The following is a 25554-nucleotide window of genomic DNA, read 5'->3' as shown; positions in this document are numbered from 1 at the left end:
TTTCTTAAAATATATTTCACATAATCACCGCCACTTCTTCTCGTATTGGAAGTGATTCCTGCGCCCCTTTCCGGGTTACTGCAATTGAAGAAGCTATATTGGCAAATAGTATTGCCTCTGCCTCGCTCTGCCCCTCCGCCAGCGCTGCAACCATAGCTCCATTAAAGCAGTCTCCTGCAGCCGTCGTGTCCACTGACACCACTTTTCTTGCCGGATAAAATGTCTCGCCATACCGGTTAACCAGCAAAGCTCCTCTGTCTCCCAGAGTTGCAATTACATTGCTCACTCCGCGGCTAAGCAGTTTTTCAGCCCCCTCCCTGATATCGTCTTTACTTTTACCATTCAATGCGATAATTTCCGTCTCATTGGGGGTAAGGTAATCCACCAGCGAAAGAATTTCTTCTGGTATTTTGTCCGGTGCCGGCGCTGGATTTAAGATCACCGTCTTCCCCAGTTCTTTTGCCCGTTTCACCGAATACCAGACCGCTTCATAAGGAATTTCCATCTGAAGTACCACATAATCGCACCAATGAAATTGTTCATCCTGCGCTTTTAAATACTCAATATCACAAGCCATATTTGCGCCCGGAATTACAACAATGCTATTGTCACCGTTATCATCTACATAAATTACCGCAGTTCCTGTCGGCAGATCCCGGCTTTCTTTAATGTAATCAGTCTCTACACCGGACTCTGACAGGCTCTTTACCAGCTTTTGTCCGAATTCGTCCTGTCCAACACACCCCAGCATCCGGACTCTCCCTCCCAGCTTTCCAGCTGCGCACGCCTGATTGGCCCCCTTTCCTCCAGCTTTATAAGCGATTCCTCTTCCCAAAATCGTTTCGCCGGTCACAGGCATCTTAGCCAGGTCAATGGACAGGTCCATGTTCAGGCTTCCAATTACCAATATGCCCTTCTTCATCATTACCTCCGTTTGATATTATGTATAGGAAAATGTTTTCTTAAATAATTTTCATAGTTATATATTATCATATTTTTTCCACTTGTCAATATGTTTTAGCATTAATATCAACAAAAATGTTTTTAGAAATTGTTTTTTTATATATTATCTACAATATGTTTTTTTATTTCAATTGACAAAGATTCCCATCTATACCATAATAGACTTAACATATATATAGGGAGAATCCATATGACCATTAAAGAGATCGCTCAACTTGCAGGCGTTTCCATCTCTACCGTATCAAAAATTGTTAACGGCAAAGATGCCAACATTAATACAGAAACCAGAAACCGTGTACTTAAAATAGTAAAGGAATACAATTACACCCCCTATGGCACTGTAAAGAATACTTCAGATGCCAGAACTTTTATCCTGGGAGTGCTTTTAAAATCCGCAGTTAAAACAAACCGTTTTATAAATGGGGCCGTATCCACCGCCCAGAATAATGGTTACAGTGTATTGCTCTACGACAGCAAAGACAGCCCTGAAAGTGAATTAAAAAATATAACTTCACTTTGCAAGAATAATGTTGATGGCGTAATCTGGGAACCGGTATGCAATAAAAGCCTGGAATACGAACGTTACTTTGCAGAGAACAATATTGAGGTCTGCCGCATTAGCGCTCCGGCCGAGCCTTCCTCTTTTTTTATTGATTTTTCTGCCATGGGCTATGCGGCTACAGAATTTTTGCTGCAATACGGGCATACAAAAATAGCCTGTCTGACCAAACACAGCAGTGTGCGATCCGCTATGGTTTTTGAGGGATTCAAGAAATGCCTTTTTGACCATAGCATTCCATATAGTGACTCAATGAGACTTTCTGTCGAAACGGATGATTGGTGCGACGGTATTCTGTCACACACTCCCACAGGAATTGTCAGTACTCATTATGCCTCCTCCCTGATTCTGATGGATCATTTATCGAGGCGCCAATTTCATGTACCACAGGATCTATCCCTTGTCAGTCTGCGTGACGATGCAAGGGAAAATATAGCATTCCCCTGCATTTCCAGCATCAAGATTCCATACTACGAATTTGGAGCATTTGTCTGTAAACGTCTGATTGAAAAATGTGAAAAAAAAGAAGGGGGATCCGATAGTTTCCAGGCCGAATATGTTTTAGAGAATACAAAAAGCCTGGACCTTCCTTTTTCATCTCATGCCCGAAAGATTATCGTGGTTGGCAGTATCAATATCGATATTACGCTGAATGTGGATGAACTGCCCCAGCCGGGGCGCACCGTAGGTACCAGTAAACACTCAGTCATCCCCGGTGGTAAGGGTGCCAATCAGGCGGTTGGTGTCGCAAGGCTTGGCAGTGAAGCAGTACTGATCGGGAAGGTGGGAAGTGACTACGATTCGATCCTCGTCTATACCTGTATGGAAGAAAACCACGTAGATATTCAGGGCTTAAAGCGGGTTCCCAATGAGGAGACAGGAAAAGCCTATATTCATGTACAAAACGACGGCGAAAGTATGATTACGCTTTTATCTGGCGCCAATAAAAAACTGTGTCCCGATGATATCACTCCATATGAGAAAGTATTTGAGACAGCCGGATATTGTCTGCTTCAGACAGAAGTTCCGGAAGAGGCTGTGGAGGCAGCTGCCAGGATATCAAAAAAATACGGTGTACTCAACATCCTGAAACCGGCTGCAATGAACCGGATCAGTCCCTCACTCATGGCGTTGATTGATATCTTTGTACCCAACCGAAAAGAAGCCGAGCTTCTTTGTCCCGAAATTTCTGATATAGAGGAGAAAGCAGAGGAATTTATCCGGAGAGGAGCAAAAACGGTTATCATTACACTGGGACATTCCGGGTGCTTTGTTAAAAGCCGCGATTTTACCGGCTATATTCCGGCAGCTCCCTTTACCCCTGTGGATACCACCGGTGCGGCAGATGCCTTTATTGCAGCTCTGGCTGTCTATCTCTCTGCAGGCCACTCCATAGAAAAGGCCGCAAAAATAGCAACCTATGCCGCCGGATTCTGTGTACTGAGGCAGGGAGTCATCCCTTCACTAATTGATAAAAATTCATTGGAAACTTATATCAAGCGAGTAGAATCAGACATTCTATAGGATATTTATTCCAAAAAACACAAAACAGGAACGGACAGGGCTGCTTATTTACCGCCTGTCCGTTCCTGTTATATTTTCTCCGGTCAATCGTCTACTACTTCATACGTCTCCGCAATCCGCCTCTCATCCCCCACGATATCAAGCGGTTCCATCGGCCTGCGCACATTCCTATACTCCGCCATAGTAAGATCCTGGGCGCAGTTTCCCGGTGTCAGAGCCATGATATACTCTTTCAGCACCTCGTAGAATTCCGGCGTCAAATACCCCTGTTTTACCACGGTAATCCGGTAATCATATGCGCTCAGTCCGTACGAATTCAGCACGGCCTCCGAGGTGATCGGTCCGCGTTCGGCCAGGATCAGCACGGTCACCGCATCTGTTTTCACGACTGCAGCCGTCGCTTTTCCTCCCTGCCGGAATACCTCCACCAGCTCGGCGTCCGTAAGCACCGTTCTCACGCTTCCCGCCGGATCGATCGTGCCGCCCAGGCTTAAATCAAACCGGTCCCCCTTCTCCTTTGCGGCGCAGAACGCCACAGCGGGGCCGTCGATAAAATGGGCGACGAGAACGCCTTTAATCCCCTGTTTCAGGATCATATCCAGCATATACGCGTTATCCCCCGCCGCGCCTGCCGTCACATTATCCGCCGAATCCGAGAGAAAGGCCGGATAATGGCCGCACCGGTCCAGCGTGAGAAGCGCCTTAAGCGGCTCCATTGCCGTACCCTGAAACTTGAATTCCGCCCTCCGCTCCCAGATTCTCCTGCCCAGTTCCACAGCGGCCTTCACTCCCGGGCGCTTATCCCCCACTCCCGAGATCACAATGGACGAGCCGCCCTGCGCGCAGTCCACCCATGGCATTCCGGCGAAATATGAGGCGCACCAGACGCCCGGAACACTCTCTAAATCCGCCACCATGGAGATCACTTCTTTTCCGAATCCGGCTTCCGTCATCATATTTTCTCCCGGCATCATAAAGGGCAGACGGACTAACTCCGTCCATGGCTCTTTTCCTTCCTCGATCGCTTTTATCAGAAGCTTTGCGGCCCGTATGCTGGTCTCTTCGATGTCGATGTGAGGCGCGGTCCGATATCCGTAGATGATATTCGACAGCCTTGCGAGAGTATAGGTGTTATTGGCATGAAGATCCAGCGCCAGGGCAATCGGAACCCTGGGGCCCACCCGTTCCCGCAGCATACTGATCAGAAACGCGTCCCCGCTCCCGATGAACTCCACCTCCAGCGCCCCATGAGACGGGAAAAGGATGCCGCTCAGCGAACCATCCAGCGGAAGCTGCTCCAGGATCTCCCCCACCATCCTGCGATAGTCCTCCAGCTTTAAAATCCCCCCCGGCCAGGCACTGGCACAGAGCCCGGGAATCACCTCATAACCGGCGTCCTCCAGTTCTTTGACGCCAGGCGTCTGAGACGTCAGTTCCTCCCCCTTCAAATACGTCAAAAAATCTTTTTGCTCTGACATGAGCGGAGAAAAGGAGTTGCTCTCCTGATAAATACCTGCCACGAATATTTTCTTTTTCATCTTACTATTATTCCTTTGCAATTTGTTTCATTTCGTTTATAATTAAATATACTTTTACAGGGAGGGAAATCATGGGAAACGATAAAGCTTACAACAAACCTGTCTATAACGAACTGATCCGGGTTTCCAACTTATATTATTCCAACTGCAGCCTGTCTGACCTTCTGGACTATCTCGCAGGTGTCTCGGGATTTACGTTCATTCTGACCGACGCCGGCTTTCATCCGGCAGCCGCCAGACTGGCCTTTTCGAGTCACAGGAACACCTTCGCCGCGTCTGATCACGCGTTCGGAGAGATTCCTCCCCCGCAGATTTCCCTGCTGTCCCCTGCCTGCGAACCGGAATCCGATACGGCCGAATTTTCTATTTCCGGAGAAACGATTGTATGTAAGGCGCTTCCGCTTCCCAACTACAGCTATTACCTCTGCATCGATAAAAAGATCGAACTGACTGACAGCCGCTTTCTGGCCATTGTGGAGAACGCGCTTCCTTTTCTTGCCCTGACATTAGACAAGGAAACTGCATTTACCGCCGCCGGTTTTTCCAATAATTTTTACGCGCCGTTTCTCCAGGTTCTCCACAGCAGCAGCTCCAAGACTCCGGATGAGATCAGGAACATCTGTAATATTTACAATTTCAATCCGGACTTAAAACGGGTCTGCATGACCCTGCAGCTTCAGGACTCGGAGGATAACGAGGACGAGCTTCGTGAGCTCATCTCCAGACTCCGCAATTACCTCACTGCAGACAAGTACTTCCTGGTCTATAACCACAATTTTGCCAGCGTCTTTCTCCTCTATCCGTATAAGGATCAGGATCTGGATATCATCACAAAAAGCTATGTGCTGGCCAACAATCTGTACAAGGAACTGGAATCACGCTTTTCTCTGAGAATCGGGATCAGCAGCGCGCACTTCGGTGTGGAGACCATCGCCCTCTCCTTTGAAGAGAGCTTCAAATCCATCAAGGTTCAGAAGCAGCTGAACTTATCAAACAGCGCCTCCTCCTATTTTGAGCAGAGCATTTACCACATTCTCAACATCCCGGAGCTAAAGGACTTCCGGAAGCTGAGCCGTGATATTATTTCGCCTCTCATCGAGTACGACGCCAACAACGATACCAACTTTTTTGAGACGCTTCAGCAGTATTTTCACAATTCCTTTAACATCCAGAAGACTGCCAGGGCCCTGTATATTCACCGGAACACCCTGACCTACCGGCTCCAGCATATCAAGGAGCTGCTGAAATTCGATTTTGATTTTGAACACAACACAGATGCGCTCTTCACCCTGTATTTATGCATCTGTGTCTATCAGCTTGGATATCATAAGGATTTTACCTCGTAGACTTCTAGCCTTTCACGCCGGAGCTCATGCTTCCTTCTACGAAGTAGTTCTGTAAAAAGAAGAACAGGATTATCATAGGCAGGATCGCTATGGCGGAAGCCGCCATCAGGAGCGCCCAGTCCACTCCGTATGTATTGGTAAACTGGCTGAGTCCCAGGGAGATCGTCCATTTCGTGGATTTCGTCAAATAGATCAGCGGACCCATGAAATCGGTCCAGGACCAGACGAACGAGAAGAGCGCGACAGTGACGATGGCCGGTTTCTCCAGCGGCAACGCGATCCTTGCGTAGACCCACAGTTCACTGGCGCCGTCGATTCTGGCCGCCTCCATGAACTCGTCCGGCAGATTCCGGTAAAACTGGCGCATCAGGAAGATAAAGTAGGCCGTACCCAGGAAATCCGGCAAAACCAGCGGAATATACGTATTGATCCAGCCCAGCTTCGAAAACAGGCTGTATAAAGGAATCATGGTGACGGTGAAGGGAAGCATCATGGTGGCAACCACGAGCATGAACACCTTATCCCGTCCGGGCCATTTTAACTTTCCAAAGGCATAGCCGATCATGGGGGCCGACAGAACATTTCCCAGAACCGCCAGAGAGGTGGTTTTCATCGTATTCAGGATATATTTCAGATACGGAATCGCCTCGAAGGCCTCCCTGTAATTGCTGAATTTTGCCGGCTTCGGAATCCATTTGGGCGGATACGAGAAGATCTGGTCGGAACTTTTCAAGGAGGTGCTGATCAGCCAGATAAATGGCACCAGGAAAAATAAGCCCGCCAGACAGAGAGGAATATACTTCAGCGCCGATTTGATACATCTTTTCATTCTCATTCACCTCCGTAATAAACCCATTTTTTCGATCCCTTGAACAGGAAAAAGGTAATGATGATCATTACCACCAGCATAATAGTCGCCAGCGCGCTGGAATATCCGAATTTCAAATACTTAAAGCCTTCGTTATAAATGTCCACCGCATAGAATAAAAGCGAATTTTTCACACCGCCCAGCGTACCGTTTCCCTTGGGAGCCGAGGCCGCCACGATATAGGACTGCGTAAAGGTGTTAAAGCCCATGATAATGCCGTTTACGACCTGAAAGAAGGTCACATTTGAGAGCATCGGCCACGTTATGTAGCGAAACTTCGAGATTGGGCCGCCGCCGTCTAAGTCGATCGCCTCGTAATAATCTCTGGGAATATCTCCGATGCCTGCAAGGTACACGATAATGGTATTTCCAATTCCCCACAGGGTCATCAGGATAATGGCCGGTTTGGACCACTCCGCCGAAGACAGCCACAGCGGCTGCGGCAGATGAAAGAACTTCAGGACCGCATTTACCAGACCGTACTGAGGGTTGAGCATCCACATCCAGACAAGGGAGCTGGCCACTGGCGGCACGAGAGTCGGAAGATAAAAAAGGGTGCGGAAGATTCCTCGCCCTTTTACGTTCATATTAAGTAAAACCGCTGAAAATACCGACAGCGCGATTTGCAGGGTCACTCCAATCACCACAAAATAGAGGGAGTTATAGACTGCCTTGTAAAATAAATCGTCATGGAATATTTTCTTATAATTTAACAGGCCGACAAACTTCGGTGCCTTCATCAGGTTGTATTCCGTGAAACTGTAATAGACCGTTGAGACAATCGGATAAATATGGAACAGGAGCAACCCAATCACCCATGGCAGCAAAAATACCATGGCCAGACGGATCTGAGGTGCCTGCGAATTGTATTTTTTCTTTTTCTTCATCTGTTTTTCACCTCTGATAGAAAACAGGGCCGCTTTTCCACGGACAGCAGCCCTGTACTTCTTATTAAAATTTATCTGGCATTTTTCCATTCATCAGCAAGCGGCTGCAGCTGTTCATACATGCTTTCCACCGCTTCTTCCACAGTCTTGTCGCCGGAATAGACAGCCTGCTCCTCAAGCCCCTGAATATCGGAGTATTCCGCGCTGAAAGGTACCGCCGGGAAGGCCTTCGCTTTGCCTTCCAGCACACTCTTTATAAACGGTTCCAGCTGAGGCGCCTGTTTTACAAGGTCTTCTGATTCCAAAGCAGAGTACGCAGTCGGAAGGTTTCCAATCAGGGAACAGAATTTAACGTAAGCGTCACCGGAGGTAAGATAACGGATTACCTGGAAGGCCGCATCAGAATTCTTGCTGGTAGACGGAATAGAGAGGAGACTTCCCTGCAGTCTTCCGCAGCCTGCGATCTCCGGCTTTGCCTCGGTAACAGGAACCTGCACCGCTCCCCATTCGAAATCATCCGGTGCGTATAAATTGATGAAATTCTCAAACCACTCACCCTCGATGGAGAATACGATCTTCCCCTGGAATAATGCGTTGTCATTGGAAGCGTAAGCGCCGAAGCCGCTCTTGAACTTGGTCACTTCCGGAATTCCATATTCGGTATAGAACTGTGCCTTATAATTCAGCGCGTTCTTAAATTCATCACTGGTACACGTCACCTGGTCATTATCAAAATCATAGAATTCCGCTCCGAACAGATACGGAATCTCAACTCTGTCGATCCACGGATAATCCGGAACGTATCCGAGCCGTGTGTACTCTCCATTTGCATCCTTTACCGTAACCTGCTTACACATCTCCGCCATCTCTTCCAGTGTCTTCGGCGGCTCCAGTCCCAGTTCATCGAGAACGCCCTTATTATAGAAAAGCATGTAGGAATCCATGGTATACGGCAGGCCGTACTGTTCTCCGCCATACGTGCCGAGGGCGTACACAGAAGGGTAAATGTCATCGACCTTCACATTTTCCGAGGTAATATAGCTGTCAAGCGTGCTTAAGAGACCGGCCTGCGCCCACTTGCTGCACGTAGTATCTGAAGTATGTACGATATCCGGGCCGTCGCCGCTGGGAATAGCAGTCAGCATCTTCTCCTCGGTCTGAGACGCCAGAACCTCAACCTGGATCTCATCCTGGCTGGCGTTAAAATCATCGATTACCGTCTGAAATGCCTCGGCCTCACTGCCGCTCCACATATGCCACATACTGACCACCGTCGCAGAGCCGGAATCTTTCTTTTTCTCACCGCTGTCTGAAACCGTAGTCTCGCCGCTGACCGCCGCCTGACTGTTATCCGTCTTTTCCCCCGACGAACCGCAGCCTGCCAGAGACGCAGCCACCATGGCCGCCATTGTAAGAGTTGCCAAACATTTCTTCCTTCTCATAATCATTCCTCCTTGGTTTTTAAAAAATAGCGGACCGTCCCCAATCCAACGGTCCGCCTCTTTGCTGACGTTTCACTGAGATCAAGTATATCGGATTTTTTATTTTATGGCTTCGTTACCATGCACATGGTTTTTTTTATATTTAATGCGTTTTGCACAATTAACGCTCTATATTTTAAATTTTCTTCAATTAACAGTCAAAACCTGGGAGATCCTTCTTGATTTTCAATTTTCACTATACTATAATGACTCAACATGAAATAAAGGAGGCTTTCCTAATGGTAATGAAACAACTTCTCGAAGTTTTCGATATTCTTGACGACAGCGCGGCAAGCGGTGAGCGCATGAAAGATTATCTTCTCTCCGTCAATCCGGCTGCAAATATTGAGGTATTTCCTCTCACTGGACCGAAAGGCAGCACGGATGTAATCCGTGTTCTGATTCCGGGAAAGAACGGTAAATCATCCGGCAGAACCGCGCCCACGCTGGGTATCATCGGCAGGCTCGGCGGCCTGGGAGCACGGCCAGTCATGACTGGATTTGTCTCTGACGGGGATGGCGCATGCACAGTTCTTACCGTCGCCGCCAAGCTGCTGGATATGCAGAAAAAAGGGGATATCCTGGAAGGCGACGTCATCATCGCCACCCATATCTGCCCCGACGCCCCAACGGAACCGCATGATCCCGTCCCATTTATGGGTTCTCCCGTGCAAATGCATCAAAACAATGAGACGGAAGTGTTGTCCGCCATGGATGCCATCCTGTCGGTCGATACGACAAAAGGGAACCGGATCATCAATCACAGAGGATTTGCCATCTCCAACACCGTAAAATCCGGCTACATCTTAAGTGTCTCCGACGATCTTCTGGACATCATGCAGACTACCACCGGACAGCTTCCCCGCGTATTTCCTCTGGCGACTCAGGATATCACGCCTTACGGCAATGATTTATACCATATCAACAGCATCCTTCAGCCGGCCACGGCCACGGACGCGCCCGTAGTCGGAGTCGCCATCACGACAGAGACCATGGTAGCCGGATGCGCCACCGGGGCCACCCATCCGACCGATTTGGAGGAGACGGCCCGCTTCGTCATAGAGGCGGCCAAGTATTATGGCAGCGGCAAATGCAGCTTTTACCGCGAAGACCAGTTCCGCCATCTCACTGAATTATACGGGGATATGAAACACTTACAGACATTGGGAGACACTTCCCGTTAGGAAAGGACCGCCTATGACAGAATACCGAAAAGCCCTCTGCGGAGAATTACCGCAGATCATAGAATTTATCGACATGGTTTTCAGCCTTTCCGGCACCCCCCATGATTTTGCCTCTCTGGTCCCCAAATTATATGGGAACGAAAAAAATACCGAGCCATGCCATTTTCTGGCCCTTGAGGAAGGGAAAATCAAGGCGGTCGTCTGTTCTCTGCCCTTAACACTCCGTTTTGGCAGCCGTTCTCTTACATGCGCCGCCATAGGCAGCGTGGCGGTCCATCCGGACAGCCGCGGGAAAGGCTACATGAAGCGCCTGATGAACGATGCCATCCAGGATATGAAGGAAAACCACATGGCGCTCAGCTGCCTCACCGGCTTGAGACAGCGTTACCGCTATTTCGGTTATGAGCCATGCGGCAGCGTCACGACTTATCGGTTCAGCCGTGATAATTTCCGTCACTGCAGACATGCCTTTTCTCATTACGATGTATGCCTGCGTGAAGTGACCGGAGTCCAGGACCCTGTGTGGAAGGAAATCGCCCGCCTGCATAAAGCACTGCCATACCGCGCAGACCGTTCAGCCGCTGACTTTAAAGACATTTCAGGCAGCTGGTACGAAAAAACTTACGAGGTTCTTCACAGCGGCGCCTTCGCCGGTTACTTAACAGCGGGAAAAAATACGGTTTCTGAGCTGCTCCTGAAAGATGAATCCATGGTCTTCTCCTGCCTGGAGACGTATTTCCGGGAAATTTCCGATCCGGAACTTTTGCTGGAGGTTTATCCCCACGAGACTGGCCGCATGGAGACGTTGTCCGCATGCTGTGAGAGATGGCAGATGAGGCAGGATGACAATTACCGGATACTCGACTTTGAGGCAGTGCTGTCATTCTTTCTTTCTCTGAAAGCAGCCTCGGAACCGCTCATCAACGGCGCCCATCCTGTCGGTAGAAAACAACGGCAGCTACCTGCTGACTGTGACCGATGGAATCCCCTTCGTCTCCCGCACCAGCGAAATATCCTCCTTGCCGCTGTCCGAAACAGAGGCCATACGTTTTCTCTTTTCTCCTGATTATCAGGAAACCCGTGCCCTGGTGTGCAGAAACAGCCGGATCAACTGGTTTCCGCTCCCTCTATCCATGTGCTGCCTGGATAAATGTTAGCATATCCCTGGCATCAAACTATTTAAGTAAAATTTTTACTGTTTCTGTAGACCACCGGAAATCGCATAGATTTTTTCCCGCCTTCGCGCTATAATTCGGATATAATACCGATATTATACCTTCATCGGCAGGAAGGAGGATATGCGATTTCCGCTTTTTGCGGTTTTTGTATGCAAGCTATGGAAAATACCTGTAATTCACCGGTTGAAAATGGTGTTCCTATTACACCAGAGCATTTTAATCATCTGATGATGGAACTGAAAAAAGCCCAGAAGGAACTGGCCATGCTGTCTGAGACCGTGCTTGGCGGAACCGCACGTCTGTCTGTGGACGACGAATTCCGCATCATTACGGCCACTGACGGTTACTACCGAATGACTGGATATACGGAGGCGGAGAGCCAGTCTCCCCCCTTCTGCGGCAAAGGAATGAATCTCGTCGTGCCTCAGGACCGCCCGATCGTCACGGAAGCGCTGCAGAAGCTTCTTGTAACGAATGAGCCTGCCACCGTCACCTACCGGATCCAAAAGAAAGATGAATCCATCGCCTGGAATACGGCCTACTGCGCGCGGGTGGATGAGACCGGCGCCGAGCGGACGGTGAACGTTTTTTTCATCGATATCACCGATAAGCATCAGGCAGAAACCAAGCTGGAGAGCCTGATCAATACCATTCCGGACAGCCTAATCCGGCTGCTGATCGGGAAGAAGAATATGGTACGTTATGTAAACAAAGAATTTTATCGTCAGACGGGCTGGCAGCCTGAGGAGCTTCCTCCCGGAAGCCCACTCTCTCAATTTTACCAGATCATTTACCCGGATGACCGTCAGATGGTGAAAACGCAATTTCTCGACTACGTAAAGTCTGATTTGGACAGCTGTATCATGGATTACAGAATCCGCACCAGGCAGGGAGATGTGAAATGGATGCATGCCAGGGCGTTTCGCTTCCGCTCCGACATGGAAGCCGGCCAGATCATTCAGTTTATCATTTCTGATATCACCGAGGAGAAGCTACAGCGGGAAGCGACCGCACTCAACGAAGAGCGGTACCGGATTATCTCTGAGCAGACAAGAGACACGGTGTTCGACTGGGATATTCTTAAAGACAGGATCCAGTTCTCTCCTGTCTATGAGAAAATGTTCGGGTTTCCTCCTCCTCCCGATGTTTCCATAAAGAACCTGACGGAGTACGACATTGTCCATCCGGATGACAAGAAAAATGTAGAAGATATGATCTCTGCCATACTGGGCGGCGCGCCCTATGCGGAGGCAGAATACAGGGCAAAACGGGCGGATGGCACCTACCTGTGGTGCCGGAACCGGGTGACCACCATCTTTGACAGTGAGAAGAGGCCCGTTCATGCCATCGGCCTGCTCAGTGACATCGATGACTACAAACAGGAGACCGCGCTCCTGCAGGAAAAGGCCACGCGCGATTCCCTTACCAGCCTGCTGAACCGGATGGCTTTGCAGCGGCAGGTGGAACGCCGGCTTAAGAAGTATCCTGGCCGGCTTAACGCATTTCTGTTGTTAGATATCGATCATTTTAAAGAGATCAACGATACCCGGGGGCACAGCATGGGAGATACCGTGTTAAAAAGCATCTCCGCGCTGCTCTCCCAGCATTTCCGCAGTACGGATGTCATCGGACGCATGGGCGGGGACGAATTTGCCGTCTTTTTGACCGACCTTCCCTCCCCTTCCGCGACGCTTCGAAAAGCCGGGGAATTAAAGCACAAGACTGCACAGCTCTTCGAGTCCGGCCCCCTGTCCGGAACGGTCACGGTCAGTATCGGAATTTCGCTCTATCCCTACGGAGGAAAGGACTTCCAGACGCTGTATCAGAAGGCCGACGAGGCGCTGTATCAGGTTAAGAGGAAGGGCGGGAACGGTTACTTCATGAATCCGCCCCACCATTGAGCCAGTCCTCCGCCTGGCAGACCAGCTTCGCATGACAACCGGCGCTGAAGGCGTTTAGAGGGGACAGAACTGATGACGTTTGAAGGGGGGCGGAACTGATGACGTTTGAAGGGGACAGAACTGATGACGTTTGAAGGGACAGTAAAATCATGAATCGTATGATTTTACTGCCCCTTCTATTTACTATTTACTGTTTACCTTACCATAATTTCCAATATCTTCGCATCGGTCACATTCATTCCCTGTGATGCAATCTCACAGACGCTCTCAATCGTATTTTCTACGGTGTCCTTTACAATCCCGTCTCCTGGCTGGAATTCCTCCGCCTCCATCGACAGGCAGTGCGCCATTATCGCTGCATCCACGGCGGTCGCTATCTTGGCCGCACACGATGGCTTGGCACCATCACAGATCATTCCTGATACGTTGGCTAATGTATTTGTGATTGTAGCACAGATCTGCTCATACGATCCCCCTGAAAGATATGTAATTCCGGCGCCTGCGCCGCATGCCGCGCTGACCGCTCCGCAGTATGCAGACAATCTTCCGATTCCGGTCTTCTGGTGAATCGCAATCAGATTGCTGAAGACCAGTGCGCGCACAAGCTTTTCATGGCTGACGCCCATCTCTTTTGCGTATTCAATCACCGGGACTGACACGGTAATGCCCTGATTTCCACTTCCCGAATTGATCACAACCGGATAAAGACAGCCGCTCATCCTCGCATCGCTTCCGGCGGCCGCCATGGCGCGTGCTCTGACCTGCACGTCATTGCCGTAGTATTTCACAAGGTTGGCGCCAACGGATACGCCGTACTCCTTTTGCATGCCCTCCTGCGCAATTCTTTCGTTATATTCAATCTGGCGGTCGATCAGCTCCTGAATATCCTCCATCTGAACCGCATCTGCAAATGCCAGAATATCAAGGACATTCAGGCAGCCTCTGTCCGTCAGGGATTCGTCAAAGCTGCCGGGCTGATACGGTTTTTCGTACAAAGCAAGACCGTCTTTCTCGATTCTCACCAGATTGGTATGCTGATGTATCAATTCCACCTTGCTTCATGGCCATCACGCATCCCGGTAATTCTCACATGCAGGTTCGCCGGGACTTCATAACCCTGACTTCACAGAAATCGCGGTCTTCAAGCAGTTTTTTCGTTAATTCAATCGCCGCTTCTGTTACTCCGGTCAATACTTCCAGTTTTAATTCCGGATTACCTCCAGCCGCCCCCAGCACCGCCGCGGCCTCAATCCCTTTTAATCCGCCGGAATTAGGAACTACGGCGCCTTTCACGTTCTTTATAATGTTTCCGCTGCTCTCCACCACCAGATGATCCGGCATACCGCCAAGACATCCGGCCGTCAGAGCCGCCGCATAGGCGATGCAGGTCGGTTCCGTACAGCCAAGGGCCGGAACCAGTTCCTCCTCCAGCACGGCAATATACTGTTTGTAAATATTCTTGTCTATCCTCATACTTCTCCATCTCTTTTTTATCCGGAGAGGCTCATTTCTACGGCCCGAGAATCTCATTCCACAGGCATTCAATATCTTTTACCAATAGTTCTTCCGCCAGTTTTCCATCCTGATGGCGGATTGCTTCCATAATTTGTACGTGGCCATTGGCATCTGTCGGATTACCTGTCTCCCAGGACTTATTAAAGTACTGACTTGCCCCTCTGGAACAGAATTTTAACACATCGTTTAACGATTTATACATAAACTGGTTGGAACAACACTCACAAAGCATCAGATGGAACTCCATATTCGTCGCCCAATGGGTCGTAATATCACGCTTCTGCGCCAAAGCTCCCGCATGCTTTGCATGAGCATTCAACTTATCAATCTGTTCCCTTGTAATGATCTTCATCGTCTTTCTAAGCGCACCTGTCTCCAGGACGATTCTGTATTCGATTATCGCATTGATCTCAGAAGGTGTAATTACAGGAAGCTGATACCCGTATCTTGGAATATTCTTTAAAATCCCCTCACCGCATAACTGAACCAAAGCCTCTCTCACCGGTGTCTTGCTGACACCATACTTTTCTACTAACGTCCTCTCATTCAAAATTGAATTAGCCGGGTACACTCCCTGAATGATATCATTCAGGATTCCCTCATAAACAAGTTCTTTGATTGACTGATTTTTTGCTCCATCCATACCCTTGTTTCCTCTCTGTCGTCCTTTTCCTGCAGGCAGTCCTGCCTCTCGGAATTTCTGTACTAAATATACCACAATAGCAGGAATAATAACAAGTTTATATAATGGCAAATTCCTTTGAAGCCTTCGTGAAATTTTCAAAACCAGTCTCTGTTATGACTCCCATATCTTCAATTCTAATTCCAAAATCATGTTCCAGATAGATCCCCGGTTCCACGGTCATCACCACATTCGGACAGATTATCTCCTGACAGGTTTCATTAAATCTCGGGTTTTCATGGCCCTCCAGACCTATGCTGTGACCTAATCCGTGTTCAAAGCAGCCCTGATATCCGCTTTCGTTAATATAATCTCTGGCTATGCGGTCAATATCACAGCCTCTGACTCCCGGATGGATACTGATCAGCGCTTTTTCCTGGGCCCTTCGCACAATTTCATAAACTTCTTTTTGACGGTCCGTGGCGCTCCCTACCGCAAATGTTCTGGTACAATCAGAATGATAGCCTCCGATTACCGCCCCAAAATCGATCATGATCAAATCACCGGATTCCACCACCTTATCTCCGGTCCCGCCATGCGGCAGTGAGGTTTTGCTTCCGGAAGATGATATATAGCCGATATCGAAATTCTCTGATCCCTGCCGGATCATGAAGCTTCCCAGTTCAATCCGTATTTCAGACTCTTTCAAGCCCTTTTTTACGCGTGTTAAAATATACTCATATGCACGGTCCGTGATTTCCTGAGCCGTCCTCAGACAGGATAATTCGTATTCATCTTTTCGTTTCCGATTTTCCTTAATGATGGAATCCATACAGTACGTATCGTCGAGACAAATCCCCTCCAGAACTTCTTTTAAATACAGATACCTTTGATGGGATATATTCTTTTCGCAGCAGACAGAGGACAGCTTCCGGTCTTTTACGATCTGTCTCATAGCCTCTTCGATACTCTTACACAGCCGTACCTCGCAGTCCCGGACTGATAATGACGCCATTTCATAATAGCGGAAATCTACCAATAGTACTGCTTCCTCCTGAGTGATCAGCATACTGCCTTCCCAAATATCTGCATAAACCAGATACTCCCGGTTTCTCCGGTTCTCGATCAGAGCTGCCTCTATCCCTTTTTCTCTCATCTGTTTCTGAAGCACTTCAATTCGATTTATTTTTCCCATAGCTTTTTCTCCATTTTTATCTGACAGTCCGTTCTCCGGCATTCTTTTATCCCTTTACAGCTCCTGCAAAACTGCCTCCCTTTTGGAATCGTTCCAGAATAATGTATAAAATTATGATAGGAATAATGATGAGCGTCGTTCCAGCCAGGATTACCGGCCACGGAGTGGAAAGCCCTTCACTGATCGGGAGCAGCGATATCGTCACAATCAACGTGTATTTGGCCTGTTTCCGCAGATAAAGCAGCGGCCAGAAGAAATCGTTCCATCTGGAAATTAATGTGACCGCTCCCCACGAAGCCAGGGCCGGTTTAATAATAGGTACCACCACCTTCATAAAGATCCCAAAATCATTACAGCCATCAATCTTGGCAGCCTCCACCAGTTCGTCCGGCACATCTGAGATATACTGATTCATATAAAAGATTCCGATTGCGGTGGCTATTCTTGGCACAATCAGGGACCATAAGCTGTTTACCAGATTTAATTTTCTCATTATAATAAACAGGGGAACCGCGCCGACCTCCACCGGAACCAGCATTGTCGCAATAATAAAATAGAATAAGAATTTTCTTCCTGGAAAACGATACTTCGAAAATGCAAAACCGGCCAGGGCACAGAAAAACAGTGAGGTCAGGGTTCCTGCCACCGTAGTGAACACACTGTTAAACGTATTCTGGGCGATGGGGATCAGCTCGAACAGCCTTTTAAAGTTGGACAAGGTTGGATGCTCAATCCACAGAGAATGAAATCCTGTCATGCTTTCCGATGTACTCTTAAATGAGATCAGGCACATCCATAAGATCGGAAACAGGCAGAAAGCTACGATAACGATCAAAATCGCGTGAACCATGAAGGACTGCCATTTTTTCTTTCCTGTATTTTTCATGATACGGTCTCTCTGCCTCCTTTTCTGACGATGAACTGCACCAGTGAAATGATGGTCAGCAATACAATCAATATAACACCGATTGCCGACGCATAGCCCATGTTAAATACATTAAAGCCCGATTCATACATGTACTGGAACAGCGATGTATTGGACGTTCCCGGACCTGGAAGAATATAAGGTTCATTAAATATTTTCCACATATCCACGGTCAGCGTAATGGAACAGAACAGCAGGATATTGCTTATGGAAGGCAGCGTAATATAGACAAATTTCTGATAGGTATTGGCCCCGTCTACAGTGGCAGCTTCATAGTAATCCGTCGATATATTCAGAAGTCCCGATAATACAATCATGGTATACCACGGGGTATTTCTCCAGACGATCAGGAGGATTACCGGTATTTTCGAATACGCTGTACTGGCCAGCCAGGGAATCTTCTTTCCCAACACCTCGTTGACTAAACCGACATTCTCATCGAACAGCATTCTGAAGATCAACCCCATCGCTACAGCCGCGCAGATATTCGGCAGGAAAGTGGCCGTCTTAAAAAACGCCTTTCCCTTTAGCAGCTGGCTGTTCAGCAAGGAGGCTATCAGAATCGCAAGAAATAAGATAAGCACAAGTCCGGTGAGCCAATACACTACCGTATTCCATAGAGCCTCCCAGAACATGCCGTCGATCAGCATCTTTCTGAAATTATCCAGCCCAACAAATTCCGGTGCTCCGATTCCTCTCCATTTCGTAAGGCTTATGTAAAAAGTCCATACCGTAGGAATTAACTGAAATACTAAAAACAGAATAAAAAATGGGAGTATAAACAAATAAGGTGCTTTATATTTTTTTATCGTCTTAATCATCTTCTCACCTATAAAGATATGACAGCAGAAATAGCAGTCTGCCGTCATATCTCCCTCTGCTGCAATAGAAGTTATTTTACAATCTCAGCTTTTCCAATCTTAGCCTTCAGATTTTTATCCATATTGGCAATTGCTTCTTCCATCGTCTGGTCTCCAGCTACATATTTTTCAATTTCGGCGGAAATGATCTCGTCTCCCTCCGCATCCTGCGGCGTTACAACCATATTATCTGCACCATTTTTAAGAGTCAGTGCCTCCCATTCACGGAAAGACTGTCCTCCATAATAATCAGAAGGCTCCTTCCAGAAATCGTCCTCTAAAAGCTCTAAGGAAATCGGGTTCGTATACGGCGCATTCTGCTCTTCCATCGATTTAACCCATGCTTCCTTTGATTCTTTATCAAAAGTGAAATCTTTCCACATCTGTTCTACCAGTTCCTTATAAACGCCGTCTTTTCCCTTTTCAAGCACGCATAAATAACTGGATACAGGGGCGCCCGCCCTGCCTGCACCGTCAAATACCGGTGCCGACATAATTCTCCACTGTCCCGCTACGGCCTGGCAATTCTGTCTCATAAACTCGTCCCAGTAGGCGCCAATATCAAAGGTAGCGATCTTCTGGCTGTTGACCGCATCGTACAACGCGGGATCATACATCTCCACACGCATCAGGAGGCCCTCCGAATACATGGTATCCAATGCACCCAGGGCTGTCTTTGTCCCTTCATCACTGCCTATAATGACATTTCCGTCATCGTCCCAGATCTTCGCATTCGCCTGCGGCATGAGTCCGCGCCTTCCCCAGCACTTCCAGGTCATATTATTAGAGCCTATCCAGGATAAGTAAACCTCACCGCTGCTTTTTTCTTTCAGCTGTCTACCCGCCTCAATATAGCCATCCATCGTAGACATCTGTTCCGGATCTACGCCGTACTTATCGAAAATCTCTTTGTTATACATCAGCAGCTGCGGCCTCACGGAATCCGGGAGTCCGTACATCCTGCCGCTTACCATGCCGTCTGTAACAGCGCCGTCAACCATTTTCTCTACAAACGGCTCCAGAAAGCCGGTCTCATCAACCAGTAATCCTGCCTGCACCAAATCCATCAGATTCAGCCTGTCTAAGAACACCGCATCAGGCAGGTCCTCCACCGCCCCCGCCAGGGAAGTCATCGTAATTTTTTCTCTGGCATCCGCGTTGCTCTCCACCTGCACGAACTCTACAGAAACTTCCGGTGCAATATCCCTGTGATTATCGAGCCACGTCTCAAAATACTGCTGTCTGTACTGAGGATTGCCGTTCATGTAAAAGGTTACAGTTCCTTTCGGAAATACTGTAGCTTCTGCTGCCTTCTCTGTCTCCTCCTTCTCTGCCGTTTTGCTCTCTGCTGTTTTGCTCTCTGCCGCCTTCGTATCCTGGACCGCTGCCGTTGTCGGCTGACTGCTTTCTTTTGCTCCGCATCCCGCCAGTAATGATGCTGCCATGGAAACCATTAATAAAGTTGCTGCGCCTCTTCTTCTCATAACATTCTTCTCCTTTTAAATACTTCTTACTGCGTCTACAATTATCTTAATCCTTTCATATGGAATCTCTGTTGGAAGGGTACAGTCAGCCCCCATGATGAAACCCTTTTTTCCAAAATCCATAACAACTTTTTTTGCTGCCTCTGCGAGCTGCTCTCCGGTACCATCTACCATGACACCACTTCGATTCGCCAGTCCCCCCATGACAGCGGCGTTCGGAAATAACTGTCTCCCCTCTTCAAGAGAAAATCCCGTTTCATAAACTCCCCAGTTCACGACATCGGCTAAATCGCCATACGTCGCATACCGGTTCATATTCAGATTGTTTTTACACATATGCAGAAATGTGTACCCATCCGCTTCTTTCACTGCACGTAAAATCTGCTTGTCATACGGTTCTATACACTCGGCAAACTCGTCGTCCGTAAAGTAATGCTTCTCTCCGCCTAAAGCCGCATAATAGACACCGTCAAGTCCCATCTCGATGTATTTCTGGGACAACTGGCACATGCCATCGGTTATTCGCTTAAATGCCTCGATTACTGGTTTCTTATTTTCCCTGATGTGAGTGCAGAACAGTTCTCTGACAGCCTCGTATCCGTATCTCGCTTCAATTGGATGGATTGCCGAAGCGCAGATCCCGTGAATGGTGCCTAATTTGAAAGCACTGGGATCACACTTTTGAAGAATCTCATCTACCAGATGAATCTGATCCTGCATAAAGGTGTCTTTTAAGGAATACGACGGAATCTTATTCCAGTCCTCCGGAACCCGTATCTCTCCGATATCCGGAACGAGATTCTCGTTCATAATCTTCAGAATATCCGTATCAGTCCTTTCAAAAAACTCCAGATGTGACTTTACAGCCTCCTTTCCAAATGCGCGTTCTGCAGGAAAATGCAGAGAAAAGCCAGTCGGAACATAATCGGCCTCACCCCCCTGAATTGCAGTGATTACCCGCTCCCTCTTTGTCATTGCCTACCTCCATACCCTTTTAATATTATTTCTATTACTATTACTGATAATACTACAAGACTTATTAATAGTCAATACATTTTTAGCTAATTTGTATATAATTCTTCATTTCATTTTTCCTTTTTATTCATTTATTACATATCAGGCAGAAAGGTCCTGTATTTCAACGTAAAATAAAACAGAGTGAACATACCAGGGCCGCCTTGCCCTCCCAGTATGTTCACTCTGTTTTTCCTGCTATATTTCAAACACAATCCGATACGTCCCGGACCCGGCTTCCGCCTCCATAAATCCGTCCCCAGGTCTAAAGCACAATCCGTCGTCTTCCACCACGCGCTGCGCACGGTCAAGACGTATGGCCGCTCCGGTGTTGGCCGGGATATCTGCCAATAAGGAGATCCGTTTTCCCTCCATCTCCCAGCGCACACGGATCGTGCCGTAGATGGTCTTATGTCTGGCATCGGTATAGCTTAAGCCTCCACCCATACGCGGCCAGATCACCGCATGTTTAAAGCCCGCCCCTGTGATAGCGGCCTCATCTGTCTCTATTCCAGCCATAACGCGGTACATCCACTCGCCGATGGCTCCGTAAGCATAGTGATTAAAGGAATTCATTCCCGGGCTCCACATGGTTCCGTCCGGCTTGATCCCATCCCAGTGCTCCCAGATGGTGGTCGCCCCCATCTTCACCTGATACAGCCACGAAGGGTAATCTTCCTTTAAGAGCAGGTCGTAAGCCTCCTTTAAGCAGCCATTCCGGCTTAAGGCGTGGCAGAAATACGGCGTTCCGATAAAACCGGTTACGAGATGGCCGTCTTCTTTATCCAGAAGGCGTTTTAACCCGTTTACGGTCTGTTCGGTCCTGCCTTCCGGCACCAGTCCGAAGTAAAGTGCCACGATATGGGCGGTCTGTGTCTGGGCCTTTAAGCTGCCGTTCCCGTCAAAAAAGGTGTCCTGGAACTTCTTCACGATATGCCCGTATAAGTCCTCATACTCCGCCGCTTCATCCTTCTTCAGAATTCCGGCGATTCTGGCAAATAATCCTGTGGAATAGGCAAAATAGGCCGTGGAGGTCAGGTCGGTCGGCGTAGCCCCGAAGAAGCTTCCCTCCTCGGCGTCCAGCGCCACCCAGTCGCCCAGCTGAAGCTTGTAATTCCAGATGTAATCCTCGGAGTGTTCCCTCATGAACTCGATCCATTTCCTCATACTGTCGTACTGCCGCTCCAGGATCGCCGTATCTCCGTACATCAGATACATGGTCCATGGAACGATGACGGCTGCGTCCGCCCATGCGGAGGCGGAATGAGGTCCCTGCTTCAAAAGCCAGTTGCCTTCCGCGTGCTCCTCCTCGATGTTGGGAACCACATGGGGAACTCCGCCTTCCGGCGTCTGATCCGCTTTTAAATCCCAAAGCCATTTCTTATAAAAGGTATAGGTATTCATCAGATAACACGCCGTGCGGCAGAAAATCTGAGCGTCTCCCGTCCATCCCAGCCGCTCGTCACGCTGCGGGCAGTCCGTAGGCACATCTAAGAAATTGCCCTTCAGCCCCCATAGATAGTTGTGATGAAGCTGGTTCAACAGCGGATTGGAACAGGTGATCTCTCCGGCCGGCTCCATCCCGGAGTGAAGCGTCTCTGCCGTAAATGCCTTCGCCTCCGGCGTTCCCGGATACGAGACCACCAGGGCATACCGAAATCCCATATAGGTAAAATGCGGGTGGTACGTAATCTCGCCGTCCCTTCCAAAGATATACTTCATTGTGGTTCTGGCCTTCCGCAGGTTATCCAGATAGACGCTGCCCTCCGTGTCCAGAATCTCGAAGCAGCGCAGCTCTATGACATCGCCCTTCTTCCCGCTTGCCGTCACGCGGATTCTTCCTGCCATATTCTGTCCAAAATCGATGACAGTCTCCCCTTTGGGTGTGATGAAAACTTCTTTCGCAGGAATCCGGTCAATCACCCGGACTCTGGCGCCGCCCTGTGCGTGCAGGACCGAGGTGTCAAACGGGACGGTTTCCACGGCATGCCAGCCGCCGGACGTATGATCTGCGGCATTCCTGTCAGCCCCGCACCAACCCGGAAGCTCCAGAGAGGCGTCATACGTTTCCCCGTGGTATATTTCAGAAAATACCACCGGGGCGTCCGCCCCCTCCCAACTGTCTCCGGTACAGACGGTCTCTTCCCGTCCGTCTTCATATCTCAAAACCAGCTGCATGGCGAACGCAGTCTGGTCTCCATAGTTATTGCGGGATCTCGTGAGGCCCATGACGCCTTTGTACCATCCCGCCCCCACCATGGCGCCTGCGGTGTTGACGCCTTCTCTTAAGCATCTGGTGACATCGTACGTCTGGTACAGCAGGTGGCGGCGGTAGGATGTCCATCCGGGCGTCATCTCATCCTCTCCCACCTTTTCTCCATTTAAATAGAAATGGTACAGCCCCAGCGCCGTGGTAAACGCATACGCCTCTTTTAAACCACTGCCGACCGAAAAGCTTCCTCTCACCAGGGTTCCCTTCGACTCTTCCCGGCAGGCGGGCGCGGATTCGGCCGATACGAAGGGCGCCTTCCACTCCTCGCTGCTTAGCAGGGCTGTCACAAAGCTTCCCTCACACCAGGCGCTCTCCTCACATTCCGCTAAAGCGGCGTGGAGGACATCTCCTGCTCCTGCCCATACCCGGACACGGACACCGTAATTCACAGCGGATTTCAGTTCCACGTGAAGCGGGCGGATGTGGGCGGATTCACAGCTCTCTGTCACTCCGCTGTCGTAGACAGGTGTATCAAAGTCACGGTTTTCTGCAATCTGCAGCTGGTACGCCTTCTGCACGACACCGCGTTTATCCGACTTCAGTTCCCAGTTAAACTGGGGCATCTCTTCGACGCCGGCCGGATCTTTTTCGTAATCCATTAAGATTCTTACGATCTCTAACATGATGATTCTCCTTTGCTCCCTCAGACACGCTATAGTCTTCTTAAGGCTTCAGCACCATTTCCACGGCCGCCTTCCATCCCTTCAGCTTTTCATTCCGCTCCGCGGGATTCATCGCAGGCGCGTACTGGATGCTCGGAAGCCTTCCAAACAGGGATTCATCGTAAATCCCGGCTCCAAGACCGGCCGCATAGGCTGCTCCAAGGCCGGAAAGCTCCTCCACCCCGGGCACCCTGATTCTGCTATCCAGTATATCACTCTGGAACTGCATCAGGAAGCTGTTTTTTGTTGGACCTCCATCGACCCGAAGCTCCACCTCACCGATTCCGGCCGCTTCCTTCATCAGCGCCACAATGTCTGCGATCTGGTAAGCAATGCTGCATAAACCGGCCTTCACCATTTCGGCGCGGCCGGTGGTCCTGCTCATACCGACAAAAGCAGCAGACACGTCGCTGCGCCAGTACGGAGCCCCGAGACCGGAGAACGCCGGAACGAGGTACGTGCGGTCTGCCGGATTGGCCGTTTTGGCCAGTTCCTCCGATTCCGCCGCATGCTTCAGAAGGCCCACCTGATCTTTCATCCAGGTGATGACGGCGCCCGTATAGTTAATATTTCCTTCCAGCACGTACTGGACACGGCCGCCCGTCTTCCAGGCCAGGGAGGTGACAATTCCCAGATCTGAGAAGATCGGCTGCTCTCCGATGTTCATCATGATGGAGGAACCCGTGCCGTACGTGGTTTTCATCATGCCGCGGGTGAGACAGCCCTGGCCGAACAGCGCGCCGTGGGAATCACCCATCACGCCGTGGATCGGCACCTCGGCAGGCAGGATTCCCTCAAAATCGGTCATTCCGAAATATCCATCGGAATCAGTCACCTCCGGCAGGCAGGCGATAGGAATTCCAAATATTCCGCACAGCGTCTCATCCCATTTTAAATCTCGTATATGAAAGAGCTGGGTTCTGGAAGCGTTGGAATAGTCGGTGCGGAATTCCTTCCCCTTTGTCAGACGGTATACCAGGTAGCTGTCCATAGTGCCGCAGCAAAGCTCCCCGCGGGCGGCCAGACCGGCAGCCCCTTCCACGTGTTCCATAATCCAGGCCAGTTTTGCAGCGGAGAAGTACGGGGAGAGCTTAAGGCCGGTTCTCTGTCTCACGTCTTCGGCTGCACTAAGATCATCTTTTTGCCTCACCTCCCCGGCCGTGCCAGGGTATGTCTCCAATCGGCTTCCCGCAATCCGCCTGCATATCTCCTCTCCCCTGGCGCACTGCCAGACGATGGCGTTATAGACGGGTTTCCCGGTATTCCGGTTCCACGCCATGGCGGTTTCCCTCTGATTGCTGATTCCCACGCAGGCCACGGCTTCGCGGTCCACGCCGCTCTTCCCCAGCAGCTCTTCTACCACCAGAAGCGTATTCCGGTAGATTTCTTCCGGATCGTGTTCCACCCAGCCGCGTTCATCAATCAGCTGGGCGTGGCTCCTGTCCGTCCGGTGAAGCAGATTTCCATTTTCATCGAACAGTATCGCCTTCGTTCCCTGGGTGCTCTGGTCTATTCCTATGATAAATTTCTGTTTCATAAACTGCACATGGAGACTCGTGCCTTTAGACATGAGAGG

Annotated in this window: 18 protein-coding genes and 1 pseudogene; 5 read left to right on the top strand and 14 right to left on the bottom strand. The window is 49.4% G+C overall.

Annotated features, from left to right (window positions below; translation table 11 throughout):
- Positions 1-16: 16 nt before the first annotated feature.
- Positions 17-925 carry a ribokinase gene (gene rbsK / locus ACLTD4_RS12605; RefSeq protein WP_320922976.1) on the bottom strand — a complete coding sequence of 303 codons (909 nt, stop codon included), beginning with the start codon at positions 923-925 and terminating at the stop codon, positions 17-19.
- A gap of 228 nt (positions 926-1153) precedes the next feature.
- Between rbsK and ACLTD4_RS12600 the strand changes: the two genes are divergently transcribed.
- Positions 1154-3046: a PfkB family carbohydrate kinase gene (locus tag ACLTD4_RS12600; RefSeq protein ID WP_117634400.1), complete on the top strand. Its 1893-nt coding sequence runs from the start codon at positions 1154-1156 to the stop codon at positions 3044-3046.
- A gap of 83 nt (positions 3047-3129) precedes the next feature.
- Here the strand turns inward: ACLTD4_RS12600 and ACLTD4_RS12595 are convergent, their stop codons facing one another.
- On the bottom strand, positions 3130-4584 hold the full coding sequence (locus ACLTD4_RS12595) for a M81 family metallopeptidase (RefSeq protein WP_117634402.1): 1455 nt from the start codon (positions 4582-4584) through the stop codon (positions 3130-3132).
- A gap of 71 nt (positions 4585-4655) precedes the next feature.
- On the opposite strand from ACLTD4_RS12595, the gene ACLTD4_RS12590 reads away from it, so the two are divergent.
- Entirely contained in the window at positions 4656-5930 is a 1275-nt protein-coding gene (locus tag ACLTD4_RS12590) for a PucR family transcriptional regulator (RefSeq protein WP_055657655.1), read from the top strand.
- 4 nt (positions 5931-5934) lie between these two features.
- On the opposite strand, the gene ACLTD4_RS12585 is transcribed toward ACLTD4_RS12590, so the two are convergent.
- The 3 genes from ACLTD4_RS12585 to ACLTD4_RS12575 all read right to left on the bottom strand — a co-directional run bounded on the left by ACLTD4_RS12585 (position 5935) and on the right by ACLTD4_RS12575 (position 9127).
- Positions 5935-6759, bottom strand: coding sequence for a carbohydrate ABC transporter permease (locus ACLTD4_RS12585; protein WP_117634404.1), 825 nt, complete (start codon positions 6757-6759; stop codon positions 5935-5937).
- 2 nt (positions 6760-6761) lie between these two features.
- The gene (locus ACLTD4_RS12580; protein WP_055657762.1) at positions 6762-7685 is read right to left on the bottom strand and encodes a carbohydrate ABC transporter permease; all 924 of its coding nucleotides are present in this window, start codon (positions 7683-7685) and stop codon (positions 6762-6764) included.
- 71 nt (positions 7686-7756) lie between these two features.
- Positions 7757-9127 (bottom strand): ABC transporter substrate-binding protein, encoded by a 1371-nt coding sequence (locus tag ACLTD4_RS12575; RefSeq protein ID WP_055657657.1) that lies wholly within the window; start codon positions 9125-9127, stop codon positions 7757-7759.
- A gap of 278 nt (positions 9128-9405) precedes the next feature.
- Here ACLTD4_RS12575 and ACLTD4_RS12570 point away from each other — a divergent pair, with 278 nt between their 5' ends.
- From ACLTD4_RS12570 to ACLTD4_RS12560, 3 genes are all read left to right on the top strand, one after another.
- A complete protein-coding gene (locus tag ACLTD4_RS12570; RefSeq protein ID WP_117634405.1) occupies positions 9406-10350 on the top strand; it encodes a DUF1177 domain-containing protein in 945 nt (314 codons plus the stop codon).
- Positions 10351-10363: 13 nt separating this feature from the next.
- The gene (locus ACLTD4_RS12565) at positions 10364-11416 is read left to right on the top strand and encodes a GNAT family N-acetyltransferase (RefSeq protein ID WP_412331340.1); all 1053 of its coding nucleotides are present in this window, start codon (positions 10364-10366) and stop codon (positions 11414-11416) included.
- 261 nt (positions 11417-11677) lie between these two features.
- Positions 11678-13429, top strand: coding sequence for a sensor domain-containing diguanylate cyclase (locus tag ACLTD4_RS12560; protein WP_117634409.1), 1752 nt, complete (start codon positions 11678-11680; stop codon positions 13427-13429).
- 194 nt (positions 13430-13623) lie between these two features.
- Here the strand turns inward: ACLTD4_RS12560 and ACLTD4_RS12555 are convergent.
- The 9 genes and pseudogenes from ACLTD4_RS12555 to ACLTD4_RS12515 all read right to left on the bottom strand — a co-directional run bounded on the left by ACLTD4_RS12555 (position 13624) and on the right by ACLTD4_RS12515 (position 25515).
- Positions 13624-14902 (bottom strand): annotated as a pseudogene (locus ACLTD4_RS12555) (serine dehydratase subunit alpha family protein).
- A 37-nt stretch (positions 14903-14939) separates the two neighbouring features.
- Positions 14940-15587, bottom strand: a complete 648-nt coding sequence (locus tag ACLTD4_RS12550; RefSeq protein ID WP_117634413.1) for a GntR family transcriptional regulator — start codon at positions 15585-15587, stop codon at positions 14940-14942.
- Between the two features lie 97 nt (positions 15588-15684).
- Positions 15685-16761 carry a M24 family metallopeptidase gene (locus tag ACLTD4_RS12545; RefSeq protein WP_181988668.1) on the bottom strand — a complete coding sequence of 359 codons (1077 nt, stop codon included), beginning with the start codon at positions 16759-16761 and terminating at the stop codon, positions 15685-15687.
- 46 nt (positions 16762-16807) lie between these two features.
- Entirely contained in the window at positions 16808-17647 is an 840-nt protein-coding gene (locus ACLTD4_RS12540; protein WP_002601238.1) for a carbohydrate ABC transporter permease, read from the bottom strand.
- A complete protein-coding gene (locus tag ACLTD4_RS12535) occupies positions 17644-18507 on the bottom strand; it encodes a carbohydrate ABC transporter permease (protein ID WP_117634429.1) in 864 nt (287 codons plus the stop codon). Before ACLTD4_RS12535 ends, ACLTD4_RS12540 begins: the two co-directional genes overlap by 4 nt.
- 71 nt (positions 18508-18578) lie before the next feature.
- A complete protein-coding gene (locus ACLTD4_RS12530) occupies positions 18579-20030 on the bottom strand; it encodes an ABC transporter substrate-binding protein (RefSeq protein WP_117634417.1) in 1452 nt (483 codons plus the stop codon).
- A 15-nt stretch (positions 20031-20045) separates the two neighbouring features.
- A complete protein-coding gene (locus ACLTD4_RS12525; RefSeq protein WP_117634419.1) occupies positions 20046-21005 on the bottom strand; it encodes a uroporphyrinogen decarboxylase family protein in 960 nt (319 codons plus the stop codon).
- Positions 21006-21242: 237 nt separating this feature from the next.
- On the bottom strand, positions 21243-23939 hold the full coding sequence (locus tag ACLTD4_RS12520) for an alpha-L-rhamnosidase (RefSeq protein ID WP_117634421.1): 2697 nt from the start codon (positions 23937-23939) through the stop codon (positions 21243-21245).
- A gap of 40 nt (positions 23940-23979) precedes the next feature.
- The gene (locus tag ACLTD4_RS12515; RefSeq protein ID WP_117634431.1) at positions 23980-25515 is read right to left on the bottom strand and encodes an FGGY-family carbohydrate kinase; all 1536 of its coding nucleotides are present in this window, start codon (positions 25513-25515) and stop codon (positions 23980-23982) included.
- Between the last annotated feature and the right edge of the window lie 39 nt (positions 25516-25554).

It is taken from the genome of Hungatella sp., from assembly GCF_046966825.1.
Note: the sequence above shows the minus strand (reverse complement) of the source record. Positions and strands in the feature narration are given on the sequence as shown.

Coding starts and splice junctions, on each gene's coding strand:
- rbsK (WP_320922976.1), bottom strand. CDS start 925: ATGATGAAGAAGGGCATATTGGTAATTGGAAGCCTGAACATGGACCTG.
- ACLTD4_RS12600 (WP_117634400.1), top strand. CDS start 1,154: ATGACCATTAAAGAGATCGCTCAACTTGCAGGCGTTTCCATCTCTACC.
- ACLTD4_RS12595 (WP_117634402.1), bottom strand. CDS start 4,584: ATGAAAAAGAAAATATTCGTGGCAGGTATTTATCAGGAGAGCAACTCC.
- ACLTD4_RS12590 (WP_055657655.1), top strand. CDS start 4,656: ATGGGAAACGATAAAGCTTACAACAAACCTGTCTATAACGAACTGATC.
- ACLTD4_RS12585 (WP_117634404.1), bottom strand. CDS start 6,759: ATGAAAAGATGTATCAAATCGGCGCTGAAGTATATTCCTCTCTGTCTG.
- ACLTD4_RS12580 (WP_055657762.1), bottom strand. CDS start 7,685: ATGAAGAAAAAGAAAAAATACAATTCGCAGGCACCTCAGATCCGTCTG.
- ACLTD4_RS12575 (WP_055657657.1), bottom strand. CDS start 9,127: ATGAGAAGGAAGAAATGTTTGGCAACTCTTACAATGGCGGCCATGGTG.
- ACLTD4_RS12570 (WP_117634405.1), top strand. CDS start 9,406: ATGGTAATGAAACAACTTCTCGAAGTTTTCGATATTCTTGACGACAGC.
- ACLTD4_RS12565 (WP_412331340.1), top strand. CDS start 10,364: ATGACAGAATACCGAAAAGCCCTCTGCGGAGAATTACCGCAGATCATA.
- ACLTD4_RS12560 (WP_117634409.1), top strand. CDS start 11,678: ATGCAAGCTATGGAAAATACCTGTAATTCACCGGTTGAAAATGGTGTT.
- ACLTD4_RS12550 (WP_117634413.1), bottom strand. CDS start 15,587: ATGGATGGAGCAAAAAATCAGTCAATCAAAGAACTTGTTTATGAGGGA.
- ACLTD4_RS12545 (WP_181988668.1), bottom strand. CDS start 16,761: ATGGGAAAAATAAATCGAATTGAAGTGCTTCAGAAACAGATGAGAGAA.
- ACLTD4_RS12540 (WP_002601238.1), bottom strand. CDS start 17,647: ATGAAAAATACAGGAAAGAAAAAATGGCAGTCCTTCATGGTTCACGCG.
- ACLTD4_RS12535 (WP_117634429.1), bottom strand. CDS start 18,507: ATGATTAAGACGATAAAAAAATATAAAGCACCTTATTTGTTTATACTC.
- ACLTD4_RS12530 (WP_117634417.1), bottom strand. CDS start 20,030: ATGAGAAGAAGAGGCGCAGCAACTTTATTAATGGTTTCCATGGCAGCA.
- ACLTD4_RS12525 (WP_117634419.1), bottom strand. CDS start 21,005: ATGACAAAGAGGGAGCGGGTAATCACTGCAATTCAGGGGGGTGAGGCC.
- ACLTD4_RS12520 (WP_117634421.1), bottom strand. CDS start 23,939: ATGTTAGAGATCGTAAGAATCTTAATGGATTACGAAAAAGATCCGGCC.
- ACLTD4_RS12515 (WP_117634431.1), bottom strand. CDS start 25,515: ATGAAACAGAAATTTATCATAGGAATAGACCAGAGCACCCAGGGAACG.